This window comes from Paenibacillus sp. SER-28, assembly GCF_052906305.1.
The window spans coordinates 291397-303633 of sequence record NZ_JBRECM010000003.1 but is presented as its reverse complement, the minus strand read 5'-3'; the positions used below and the strand labels follow the sequence as shown (position 1 = coordinate 303633).

The 12237-nt window shown below is 47.3% G+C and carries 11 protein-coding genes; 6 read left to right on the top strand and 5 right to left on the bottom strand.

Features of this window, described 5'->3' with window-relative positions:
• Positions 1-69: 69 nt before the first annotated feature.
• Both ACUYLD_RS11465 and ACUYLD_RS11460 read right to left on the bottom strand, forming a co-directional pair.
• On the bottom strand, positions 70-1338 hold the full coding sequence (locus ACUYLD_RS11465; protein WP_446675059.1) for a DUF4179 domain-containing protein: 1269 nt from the start codon (positions 1336-1338) through the stop codon (positions 70-72).
• A complete protein-coding gene (locus tag ACUYLD_RS11460) occupies positions 1335-1862 on the bottom strand; it encodes an RNA polymerase sigma factor (RefSeq protein WP_250259550.1) in 528 nt (175 codons plus the stop codon). The genes ACUYLD_RS11465 and ACUYLD_RS11460 overlap by 4 nt, the downstream gene beginning before the upstream one ends.
• Before the next feature lie 263 nt (positions 1863-2125).
• Here ACUYLD_RS11460 and ACUYLD_RS11455 point away from each other — a divergent pair, with 263 nt between their 5' ends.
• Positions 2126-2506: a RidA family protein gene (locus ACUYLD_RS11455; RefSeq protein WP_069290971.1), complete on the top strand. Its 381-nt coding sequence runs from the start codon at positions 2126-2128 to the stop codon at positions 2504-2506.
• Between the two features lie 328 nt (positions 2507-2834).
• Here the strand turns inward: ACUYLD_RS11455 and ACUYLD_RS11450 are convergent, their stop codons facing one another.
• Complete coding sequence (locus tag ACUYLD_RS11450) at positions 2835-3590, bottom strand: tryptophan-rich sensory protein (protein WP_446675058.1); 756 nt, start codon at positions 3588-3590, stop codon at positions 2835-2837.
• Between the two features lie 242 nt (positions 3591-3832).
• On the opposite strand from ACUYLD_RS11450, the gene ACUYLD_RS11445 reads away from it, so the two are divergent.
• The 3 genes from ACUYLD_RS11445 (at position 3833) to ACUYLD_RS11435 (ending at position 6872) form a co-directional block, all read left to right on the top strand.
• Positions 3833-4783 (top strand): bile acid:sodium symporter family protein, encoded by a 951-nt coding sequence (locus ACUYLD_RS11445; protein WP_061830004.1) that lies wholly within the window; start codon positions 3833-3835, stop codon positions 4781-4783.
• A 250-nt stretch (positions 4784-5033) separates the two neighbouring features.
• Positions 5034-6158: an NADH-dependent flavin oxidoreductase gene (locus ACUYLD_RS11440; protein ID WP_446675057.1), complete on the top strand. Its 1125-nt coding sequence runs from the start codon at positions 5034-5036 to the stop codon at positions 6156-6158.
• A 126-nt stretch (positions 6159-6284) separates the two neighbouring features.
• A complete protein-coding gene (locus ACUYLD_RS11435; protein ID WP_446675056.1) occupies positions 6285-6872 on the top strand; it encodes a GNAT family N-acetyltransferase in 588 nt (195 codons plus the stop codon).
• On the opposite strand, the gene ACUYLD_RS11430 is transcribed toward ACUYLD_RS11435, so the two are convergent.
• Complete coding sequence (locus ACUYLD_RS11430; protein WP_446675055.1) at positions 6838-8472, bottom strand: response regulator transcription factor; 1635 nt, start codon at positions 8470-8472, stop codon at positions 6838-6840. The two genes, ACUYLD_RS11435 and ACUYLD_RS11430, sit on opposite strands and share 35 nt — an antisense overlap.
• A 7-nt stretch (positions 8473-8479) precedes the next feature.
• On the bottom strand, positions 8480-10294 hold the full coding sequence (locus ACUYLD_RS11425; protein ID WP_446675054.1) for a sensor histidine kinase: 1815 nt from the start codon (positions 10292-10294) through the stop codon (positions 8480-8482).
• 208 nt (positions 10295-10502) lie between these two features.
• Between ACUYLD_RS11425 and ACUYLD_RS11420 the strand changes: the two genes are divergently transcribed.
• The gene (locus ACUYLD_RS11420; RefSeq protein ID WP_025721893.1) at positions 10503-11384 is read left to right on the top strand and encodes a carbohydrate ABC transporter permease; all 882 of its coding nucleotides are present in this window, start codon (positions 10503-10505) and stop codon (positions 11382-11384) included.
• Positions 11385-12221, top strand: coding sequence for a carbohydrate ABC transporter permease (locus ACUYLD_RS11415; protein WP_061829999.1), 837 nt, complete (start codon positions 11385-11387; stop codon positions 12219-12221). It begins immediately after the preceding gene.
• Positions 12222-12237 lie beyond the last annotated feature (16 nt).

The window sequence follows — 12237 nt, the reverse complement described above, 5'->3', positions numbered from 1 at the left end:
CTAGGGTTAAAAATGAAAATAACGCCGCTGCTGCCCGATGATTCGGACAACAGCGGCGTTATTTGTGTTTTATTGGCGGTTTGTATGTTGCGGCACATCCACCGTAATCTCTAATTCATCAATATAATGACGTGTCCAGTTGCCATTAGCATCGAGTAGGGCACTGCCTCCTGGTTGTGTTGGCAAGATATAAGGCTTGAAGATGATCTTCTGGGGAGTGTCCACAAAAGGAGTAAACAGGGTGATCATTTTGCTGTTACGTTCTTTGGTAAGAGGAACTCCAGAGCCGCTTAGGAGTTGGAGTTCTCTTCCCTGCTCGTCGAATACAGCATAATCAAGCATATCCAATTCCTTTTTGGTGTACTGGATCGTTTGTCCGTTTTTGATGTCATTGTACTCTCGCTCCACGGTGTACTCATCCGGCATATGTGCAATATCGGTCAGCATTTTGAACGACGTTGTGATCTTGGTCGTGATGGGTGTGATTTCTACCTTTTCTGTCATAAATGCAAGATACGGATTAGACTTACTCATTTGCAGCTGAAGTATCTTGTTATTTATTTTAGTTTTGTGAACCGTGGTTTGTATGCGAAACGGCTCGGCTACACCTTTTAACTTTGCATATACCTCTAGCTCAAACTGATCTGGTAAGGCGGGTTTACCACTGGCAGGGTCACGCATATACGCAATCAGCATAGAATTACTATCTTTGCCTGGGCGGCCATACATGAAATTAAAGGCGCCGTTATTGCTATTGACAGATGTCCCATTGATGAACAGGTCCACTTTCTCCAGAATGTCCTCTTCGGGCTGTCCTTGCGTTTGGATCGCCGGATATAGGGTTTGATGTTGTGAATCTCCACCGCTCTTTTCCAACGCCACGACCAAGCGTGTCCCGTCAAATATGATTTGTGGTACCTTTAATGTAATACCGCTATGAGTAACACTGAGATTCGAGGAAGTTGCCAATCCTTCCTGATCAGCGGTTTGCAGCCCGATATCCCCAGCAAGCTTGAACATGCTATCTACAAGGGGGACCTGCTTTAATGATTCTGCCATTGTAGGTGAAACAAAGGCGCTACCGATGATCATAACGCTAATGACAGCCGCAGAAGCAGCGGCAATTGCAGTTCCCCGGAGAAATTTTTTGCCCGGTCGATGTAAGGAAGGAGACTTGGATAACGGATCCACATCCGATTCCATTTGTGTGTAAAATGCATCTAAGCGTTCTCTTACCAAATCGGGAATCATTACCGTGTCTGCGTCCAAGTTTACCTTTTCTGATTGTAATTTCCGATCCAGCTCTTGATTCTGTTTCTCAATCTCTGAAGGGCTCATTGAAAGGTCACCTTCCTTTCTCCACGATTTTGTAGCAGGTCCATTAATGTTCTGCGAGCACGGTGTAATCGTGTTTTGACGGCCCCCTCTGATACATCCAGTACCTCCGATATTTCTCTGATCGGCATATCGCGCAAATAGTGCAGGGAAATTACGGTTCGCATGGATTCCTCCAAGTGGTCGATGGCCTCGCGCAGCTCGATTTTTTCATATCCACCTGAGGTGGAGGGTTCCTGCACAAATTCCGCCACGGGGACGATCCGTTTTTGCTTGCGGATAATGAGATGGCACTCATTAATGAGGATGCGAAGCAGCCATGTTTTAAAATAGCGAGGTTCACGCAGTTCACCCAGAGACTGGTATGCCTTGAGCATCGCCTCTTGCATCGCGTCCGCACAATCTTCATTGCTGCGAAGAATGGAACGCGCCATGCCATACATATCGGATTCCATATGTTTCATCAAGGCGACGAATGCCTTGCGGTCTCCCTGACTTGCTTGGTGTAAGTTTGTTTCGAGATTCAAAGGATGGTGCCCCTTTCCCGTCTATACTAGCTATGTTCATTGTACCTGTATCTGGATTTATAAAATTTATTTTGTAGCTGGTTATAGGAGTTAGATGATACATAGGTGCTAAAGGTTACAGCGGAAATAAAAAAATATAGCACCTTCCCAATGAGGTGTCTTAAAAGAAACCCTGTGCGTTAACCCGTCGCACGGAATAGTGGCTTTGGACTGCACATGCTATAATACGGTGAACCAGTATCAGGAAGGAGAATCCATCCCATATGAAAAAAACAATTGCTACTGAAAAAGCACCCGGTGCTATCGGCCCTTATAGCCAAGCGGTAGAGGCAGGCGGGTTTATTTACACTTCGGGACAGCTTGGACTGAATCCGACAACAGGTGAGTTTGGTAAGGATGTACAGGAGCAGGCACGCCTGTCCTTGAGCAATGTACAAGCCATTCTGGAAGAGGCAGGCAGCAACATGAACCAGGTTGTGAAAGCGACTGTATTCCTGAAGGACATGAACGATTTTGTCAGCGTCAATGAGGTGTACAGTTCTTTCTTTGAACAACCCTACCCAGCACGCAGTGCGGTGGAGGTAGCTCGTCTGCCTAAGGATGCACTGGTAGAGATTGAAGTCATTGCATTGAAGGGCGAATAATCTGAAAGATCCGTTCATAAAATAAAAAGTTTGCATGGCAAACGGGTGTCCCTATTAAATAGAGACACCCGTTTGCTCAAATTTAATGTGTTTTGTTTGGAATCTGAACGATTTGTCGACATAATACTTCGTTTGTATGAAAAAAGGTCGGATTATATTATCAATATGAAGAAAATCAATGCAGATCACTCGACAAGCAAGCTTATAGATTTGCTTAAAGTCCATACCTAATCACATGGTTAAAATGAATAAACGAAGCAAGCGAGCTTGGGCTAAATAATTCAGACCCAAACTCGCTTGTTCTTGCTAGAGATCATATTCGTTTTCTTTAATCCCGGTCTCGATTACGGGCAAAGAATAGCCATAGCGCGTACACCAGAATGATTGCCGCCAAGATCAATGCGGCTAGCCGTACATTTTCATTGTTCGGATGCTCGACGGCGATGGCGACATAGGCCCATACAAATACGAGAGGATAAATGCTGTCGCGATAAGGGAAGCTGACCATGATCGCCATTGCGGTGCCGATGAGCAGGATAATGATCGCCCATGTCGTATCGCTGAGTCCCCAGCCACTCCATTCATTCTTTTCCAGTGCCACTGCAATGTTGATAATAGTAGCAACGGATACCCAACCGAGGTTGAGGCTGAACGGTAGTTTGACGAACCACATTTCTCCAAGGGTTGGCTGCGGCGTGCGGGTACGTACATACACGACGCTCAGGGAAAGCAAGTATAGAATAATGACGATGACACACAGCTCTACGTATACATACTGCCAGAGGAAAATCCAGATGATATTGAAGAGACAGCTTAGAATAAAAAAGATACCGATGGACTGAACGCTTGTCTTGGTTCGCCCTGTAGGTGTAGCTTGGTACACGACAAAGCAGGCGAGCAGTACGTAGATGACCGACCAGATTGAAAAAGCGTAACCCGCTGGTGTGATCAAGGTAGGGTACATGTTGGATACAGCAGCAGTGCTTCTGCCGCCGATAGGAAGTGTAGAAGCCAGAATGTTAACGAGAACGACAGCGATAAATGCAATAATATTCCACCATTTATACGGATGGCTTCGTGACATAGGGATATCTCCTCCTCAACGAATGATGATCCAAAATGACCGACTGGTCACAACTTCTATTATGAATATACCCACTTTGCTTTCGAATATGTCCTAACGGGAAAAAGTTTCTTGATCCCGGTATAATCATAAAAAGTAGTATGTATATGCAGTCATATGTAGTACAATGGTGAAAATTTTAAGCACTATATAAGCTGAAATTCCTCAGAATCAACTTATATAGAAGTAAGGAGATAAGTAGAATGAATGGCTTGGAGAAAGTAGGGAAATTTGTAGGAGGAACCTTTTCCATCTGGGTACTTTTATTTGCATGCTTGGGATTTTTCTTTCCTGCGGCGTTTACAGGGTTGAAAGGATACATACAGTTATTTCTGGGCATTGTCATGTTTGGGATGGGGTTAACTTTATCTGCGGCTGACTTTCGTGAAGTATTCCGGCGCCCAGTGGATGTGGCTATTGGTGTGGTCGGGCATTATCTGATTATGCCGTTTCTGGCCTTTGGATTGGCATTAGTATTGCAGCTGCCACCGGATATTGCGGTAGGTGTCATTTTGGTAGGCTGTTGTCCGAGTGGAACTGCCTCTAACGTAATGACGCTCTTATCCAAAGGCGACGTGGCATTGGGCGTGTCGATTGCTTCGGTGTCGACGCTGATTGCTCCACTGGCTACTCCGGCCATGATTAACCTGCTTGCTGGACGTTGGATGAATATTGATGCGAAGTCGCTGATCATGGATATTCTCATCGTAGTTATTGTCCCCATAGTGCTGGGTGTTATCGTTAAGTCGCTATTTCGCAAACAGGCAGAAGCCAGTGTTCAGGCGCTGCCGCTCATATCAACACTGGCGATTGTACTCATCGTGGCTATTGTGGTTGCAGGCAGCAAAGGCAAGATTTTGGAGACAGGTCCGATTATTTTTGGTGTGGTTATTTTGCATAATGGTATCGGGTTCCTGCTTGGATATTGGTTTGCCAAGCTATTCGGTATGAATCTTTCCAAGCGTAAAGCTGTTACGCTGGAAACAGGAATGCAGAATTCCGGACTGGGCGCTGCGCTTGCAGCAGCTCACTTTAACCCGATTGCTGCTGTACCGAGTGCGATTTTTAGCGTGTGGCATAATATTTCCGGCTCGTTGCTCGCGACCTGGTTTTCCCGCCGGGAGGAGAAGAACAGCACGGCCGGGAACCATTAAGCTTTGTCAGTGGCTTGTGATAAGTAGCTGCGGTTCAGCTTTTTCGAACAGTTTAGAGAAGGTCAGAAAGGATAGATTTGACTTTATAGTTGCGGATCTTTATACTGTGGTTATTACAACCACTGTATTTAAGTAAGCAACAGTAGTTTAAGTTCGTTATGGAAGGAAAACTGCATCGAATTCGTATTCGGCTTTATGCTCAACAGCCTTATATTATCTGATCTGATTTAAACTGAAGGAGAGAGAACGAATGAACCCAAAATATAAGTCTCTATTTGAAACTTTTACCCTGCCATCCGGTGTTACGTTGAAGAACCGTATTACCATGGCACCTATGACTAACTTTGCTTCCCACGAAAATGGTGAGGTCAGTGATGAGGAGCTGGCATACTACCGTGAACGTTCCGGTGGTGTAGGCGCGGTTATTACCGCTTGTGTGTATGTAACTCCAGATGGCAAAGGCTTTGTCAATGAGTTCGGTGCGGACAAGGATGAAATGATTCCGAGCCTGCGTCGTCTGGCGGATACGGTTCATCAGGAGGGCGCAAAAGCAATCCTGCAAATTTATCATGGTGGCCGCCTGTGTCCACCAGATCAAATTCCAGATGGACAGCCGATCAGTGCAAGCGCAGTAGCCGAGGAAAAAGAAGGTGCGCCTGTGCCGCGTGAAATGACCTCTGATGATATCCACCGCGTCATCCGTGCCTATGGCGAAGCAACTCGCCGCGCGATTGAAGCAGGCTATGATGGTGTGGAGCTTCACGGAGCGAACGGTTACCTGGTCCAGCAGTTCTTCTCCCCGCACTCCAATCTTCGTACCGATGAATGGGGTGGAAGTCTTGAAAAACGATTGACCTTTCCGCTGGCGGTTGTTCACGAAGTGAAGAAAGTGATTGCAGAACATGCAAAGCGGCCTTTCATCTTTGGATACCGCTTGTCTCCTGAGGAAGGACACACACCAGGCATTACGCTGGAGGATACGATGGTGCTTGTAGACCGTCTGGCGGATCAAGGGCTGGATTACCTGCACATTTCCGTAAATCATTTCTTCGGTGGTTCGTTCCGCGACCGTAGTGACGAACGGTCACGTACCGTTCTCATCCATGAGAAGGTAGGTAACCGTGTGCCGATTATGGGAGTTGGATCGCTGAATACACCGGACGAGGCGCTTGCAGCACTGGAGACAGGTGTACCGCTTGTATCGCTGGGACGTCCGCTTTTGATGGAGCCGAAATGGGTTCAGAAGGTGCAAAACGGCACAGAAGATACCATTCGCACGACATTATCCAAGCAAGCCCAGCAGGAGCTAGTCATTCCTGACTACTTGTGGGGTGCGTTGACGACCCTTCCAGGCTGGATGCCTGTTACGGACTAAATTTTGAACGATGGAGATACCCTAGGCTGCTCTCATGCACCTGGGGTATTTTCCTGTCTCGTGACCGTGAACAATAATAACCGTGAACAATAATATAGGAATAACTGAGAAAGAAGGAAAATGACAATGTTACATAAAGCTAATGGCGCCATTTTGATAAAGTCCACCCATCCGGGGCTACAGATTCGATTGTTACAAGTAAGTGATGCAGAACGTTTATTAGAGATCAGACGTGAAAATTTTGATTTTTTCAAACCGTTCGAGCCAGAACGACCTGAAATTTACTTTACGCTGGAAGAACAGGCGCGTCTGATTTCTAACGGTTTGGAAGCGGCACAAGCCGGACAGGGATATACGTTTGGACTTTTTTTGCCGGAAAATGGTAAGTTGATCGGCAGAATGGAGCTGTCGGGTATCGCTAGAGGCCCCTTTCAAAACGCCAATCTGGGCTACTTTGTAGATCCTGCATACCACGGACAAGGCTATGCCACTTCCGCAGTGAAGGATATTGTACGCTACGCCTTAAATGAGTTGGAATTACACCGTATTCAAGCTGGAGTGATGCCAAGAAATACGCCTTCCAATCGAGTGATGGAAAAGGCAGGATTTCGCCGCGAAGGGCTGGCTCTCAACTATTTGAAGATTAATGGTGTGTGGGAAGATCACGTGTTGTATGCGGTCACGGCTGAGGATTTGCAGAATGGCGTTTTCTGAATTCGCCGGGCGTGACCCCCTCCAGTTTTTTGAACACCTTGCCAAAATATTTTTCATCCTGATACCCGACCATACCGGCAATATGATGAAGGCGCAGCTTGTCATTCAGCAGCAATAGCTTTGCCTTGCTCATCCTGATCTGACACAAATAGTCTGACAGATTAACCCCGTACTCCTGCTTGAATTTACGAGAAATATATTCGCGACTGAGATAAAAGCGACTCGCCATATCCTGTAGAGAAATGTCCTCGTCATAGTGTGCATCCAGATAGCGGGCAATATCACGGATGGTCGGGTTGTTTGGGCTATGGCTTGGTGTAAGTGCCTGACCGGCTGCCAGCAGTCGGTTTTCAACCTGTCTTTGCCATAAGGGCAGGGAAAGCATACCACGGTTGTCGACCGGCAGTGCATGAATGGAGCCGGACTCATCTGCCAGTTCCTCGCCATCGGTATCTCCGGGTCTGTCATTCAGCCAGCGGGCCAGCATCCAGTCCAACTCCTGATTCCAACTGGCTAGCTGCTCTGCTGTCACCGAAGGCAGCTCGGCTACGGCTGCTATCCAGTGGCCTACCGCTATCGACACACGATTGGCATTACAGCTGAGTGCACTAAGCCGCAGTTCCTCTTCCATCTCAGGCAACTGGGGAAGACGAATGCTTTGCCGTGTCTGGGAACTCTGGTGCATCCAGTCAACGGTTTGCAACACATCCCGTTTCCACAACGCTTGCCGTGCCTCTTGGTAGGCAGTGGCTGCCGCTATGGGAAAAGCGCCAAAAGAGCCAAAAGAGCCAACCCCGATGTGCATGTAACACCGTAAAGCCGTTTTGATCCCTGTGTGAATATCCTGCAAGAGCAGCGGCCAACGAGATGGCTCGCCCCAAAATAGCAGAATAATTTCGTCCATACGCTCCAGATGACGGAATGCAATTCCGGTTTGAGAAGTTCCAAGAAATTCGTTGCAGATGTTAATCAGGGAAAAGCTCAAAAGCGCACGACGCGTTTTATATTTGTCCAGTATATCGGCATCCAGCTGCGTGGTACTCATCACAGCTGCATTACATATCTGAATAGCTGCAGGAAGACGTAACTCCTCACGTAAGGGCGTAATGGAAAGAGGGGTACTCGCTATACCGGAAACGATCTCAGTCAGGAGCTTATCGGCATAGTGCGGCCTCATCCGGTTGACCTCCATGGCCTGCATCGTCTGCCTGTTCCGGTCTTGCTCCGCTGTCCGCCAGGCTTGAGTGGCTTTATTTAGAGCCTCGTTAATCTCCACTGGATCTACGGGCTTAAGAATATAGTCCATGCCTCCCCGGCGGATGACCTGTCGAACCAAATCAAAATCATCATAACCACTGACCACCACGACTCGGGTTGCTGGGGAATTCACTTGAATCCACTCCATCAGTGCTACTCCATCCTTGCCGGGCATCCGCATATCCGTAAGTACAACGGGTGGGGAAAGGGCGGTAATGACCTCAATCGCCTGATCGCCCGACTCAGCTTCAAGTACCTCGCTCACACCGCACGCTTCCCAATGTACGAGCATCCGAATGGCATGGCGTACATGCTTCTCATCATCCACAATCAGGACTTTCATTGATAGATCACTCTCCCTTAATATGAATTTCTGCAGGGGCTTCAGTGCGAATTTCGAGTGTATAACGGACACCATGAGGCAGGATGTTGTCTACGCACAGGGTGTTGGAACCATCCTCCGAGTGAAGCTGAATACGCAATAGAACATTACGAAGGCCAATGGAATCCTGCTCGCTAGTGTCCGGCTCTTCGTAGGCTTTCAGCGGACGTTTTAACATATGCTGGAGCTGCTCCAATTCGGCCTGTGGAATGGAAGTTCCGTTGTTTTCCACGGTTATTTTCACAATGCCTTCCCGGATTCGGCTGCCTGTAATGCGAACTTCACCGGGCCCCAGCCGGGGATCGGCTCCGTGTTTAAAGTAGTTTTCCACCAACGGTTGGAGAATCATTTTAGGCACCCGATCATTCAGGACCTCATCTTCCCACTGGTAAGTGACCTCTAATTGCTCACCGAAGCGTTCCTTTTGTAAATCAAGATATTGTTTTACATGTTCGGCTTCTTCCTTGAGTGTAACGACCGTATGGTCCCGCATGTTATAGCGCAGCATTTTGGCAAGGGAAGAGAGCAGAGAATAAATCCTCGGCACTTCATGCTGTAGAGCCAGGGTTCCAATCGATTGTAGCGTATTATATAAAAAATGAGGATTAATCTGTGCTTGAAGCGCTTTCAACTGATGTGTCTTATTAGCCAGCTCCAGCTTGTATTCCCGCAAAATGAGGTTATTGATGGTATCCATCATCTGTCTGAAACGGCGCGACAGTACTCCGATCTCATCGTTACTCATAGCCCGAATGTCTACATCCAGTTGACCGGACTGAATCTGGTTTATGTAGCGAGTCAGTCGCTTAATAGGTTCCGTGATTTTTATCGAAATCCATAACGTGGCCACAATGACAAGTAGCAACGCTGCGCCTGTAATGACCGCATTAATCTGAGTCAGGCGGGTAGCCCGTAAATACAGCGTACGATGTGGAATTTTCTTGACGAGCGTCCAGCCTGACAGGTTGGCATCCAGCTTGCCGTACACGTGCAGTGCCGTATCATCCTCAATCACTCCGTGCTCGCCTTCTTTAGAAATTCGATTGAGCAGGTCAGATTCCTTCCAGTGTGTTCCAATCGCTGCTTCTTTTCCGCTATATATGATTGTTCCGTTCCGATCGATCAAAAACAGCTCCTCTGTATCCGCATCATACAATTGACGGCAAATACTGCGCAGCGGCTCCAGATCAACATCTATAGCCAGTACCCCAAGCGTCTCTGAGGCAGGAATGTTCCGAATCGCCCGATGAAGTGTAAATACCTGCCGCTTTGTGCTGTGCTCCGCATAGGAAACCGCCGAAAAGCCGTACAAATGCTTCATGTGCGAAGGCTGTATGAATAGTCCGGAAGGGCCGTAATGAATAGAACCAGTAAAGGGCTCCAGCCGGAATTCCCGTAGCGGGACTGTACTGGTAATCAACGTGGATTGCCCAGCCTCAAAAGAATGCAAATACACTTGGTCAATGCCTGACGAAGCATTCATCATCGTTTGCAGTGTGGTGTAAATTTCAGCGACGGCCCGGTAATCATCCGGAATTTTGGCCAGATTACGCAGAAAATGGGGGTCATTATAGACTCCGATGGACGCCCGATTCAGTCCCTGTAAATAGTTATCCAGATTCGTAATTCCCTGAAAAATAAGCCGTTCATTTTCTTGTGTGGCCTGCTCCCGCAAGGATTGCTTGGTGAGAACGAAGGTCATAGTCATCGACAGCAGCAGCGGCAGAGTGACCGCAATGAGCAAAAACCAGATCAGGCGGGAACGAATACTGTGAAATTTCATGCAGTGAGCTCCTTTCACAATTCAAGGCGAGCCAGAGGTCAATATTTTCCCCCCTAATGGTTCACGATCCTACGTGTTCTCCAGAGCGCTTATTCGACATAATGAACATGTGAATCGCATATCCGTACGGCCCAAGCATCATGCTGCTGAAAGAAAGCCGTAAGGGAGCGTTCCAGACACCAACAGACAACAAAAAGGGGGGATCGGATTGAATCGCGCCAAGTCGTCGCAATGGCTCCAGCAATGCATTTTTGTAGGGCCGTCGACGTTATTTTTCGTTATCATTATTGTAATCCCTTTTATGCTCGGAATGTACTATTCTTTTACAGAGTGGAATGGGGTAGCCAATGAGGCAAAGTGGGTCGGGCTGGATAATTTCAGTCACATTTTATGGAATGATGACAAATTTGGGACAGCGTTCTGGTTTACGGTCCGTTTTACGGTGGTAGGAGTGGTGGCTGCGAATATTTTTGGCTTTCTGCTGGCGTATTTTCTAACCAAACCGCTGAAAACAAAAAATGTACTCAGGACCATCTTTTTTATGCCTAATGTGATTGGAGGTCTGTTGCTGGGCTTTATCTGGCAGTTTATTTTCGTCAAGGGATTTGCAGCAATCGGAGAGAGCACGAACTTGTCCTTCTTCAATCTGTCCTGGTTGGGAGATGAGATCACGGCCTTCTGGGGTATTGTAATCGTGTTTATCTGGCAAACTGCCGGGTATTTGATGGTTATTTACATCTCTTCCCTAACCAATGTGCCCCGCGATATGCTGGAAGCAGCCGAAATTGACGGAGCAAGCCGGATGCAAATTTTGCGGTCGATTATACTTCCTTTGATCATGCCTGCCGTTACGGTATGTCTTTTCCTGGCGATATCATGGTCATTCAAAATGTTCGATCTCAATTTGTCACTGACCAAAGGCGGTCCCTTCGGGTCCACAGAGTCGGTTGCACTTAATATTTACAATGAAGCGTTTGTGAATAATCGTTATGGGCTGGGAACAGCTAAAGCGCTCATTTTCTTTATCATTGTTGCTCTGGTTACGAGCCTTCAGGTACGACTGACGAAAAGTCGGGAGGTAGAAGCGTAAATGGAAACAAGCAAGCGCTACCGCTTTGGAACATGGGCGACCGAGATGGTGATGATCCTCGTCGCATTGTTATTCCTCGTCCCGTTTTACTTTTTATTCGTGAATTCGGTCAAAAGCTTTGGTGACCTGCTCACCGATTCTGCGGCCTGGCCACAAACCTTTGTATGGAGCAACTATGCTAGAGCGTGGAGCATCACGCGTTTTCCCGAAGCTTTATGGAATTCACTTATAGTTACGGTAGTTAGTAATCTACTGCTCGTACTGATCAGCTCAATGGCTGCTTACCGAATGGTCCGGCGTCCGACGCGTTATAATCGAGTGTTGTTCAGCCTGTTCGTAGCTGCCATGGTCATTCCTTTTCAATCGGTGATGATTCCTTTGGTCAAGGTTGTAAGTACACTGGATTTAATGAACAGTATAAGTGGTCTGGTAATCTGTTATCTGGGATTCGGAGCCCCTATGTCGATCTTTCTCTTTCATGGATTTGTCAAAGGTGTGCCAGTCGAGGTGGAAGAGGCAGCTACGGTGGACGGCTGTACGCCTTACGGAGTGTTTTTCCGAATTGTGTATCCGTTGATGCTACCGATGATGGTAACTGTTATTATTTTAAATACGCTCTGGATTTGGAATGATTATCTCCTGCCTTCTCTGGTACTGCAAAAGGCTGAACTGCGCACGATTCCGATTGCGACCTATGCCTTTTTTGGACAATACACGAAGCAGTGGGATTTGGCTTTGCCTGCTCTGGTGCTGGGCATCCTGCCAGTCATTGTATTCTTTCTGGCCATGCAAAAATATATTATACAAGGTATTATGGCTGGTTCGGTCAAAGGTTGAGTGTGGCGATGAGCTG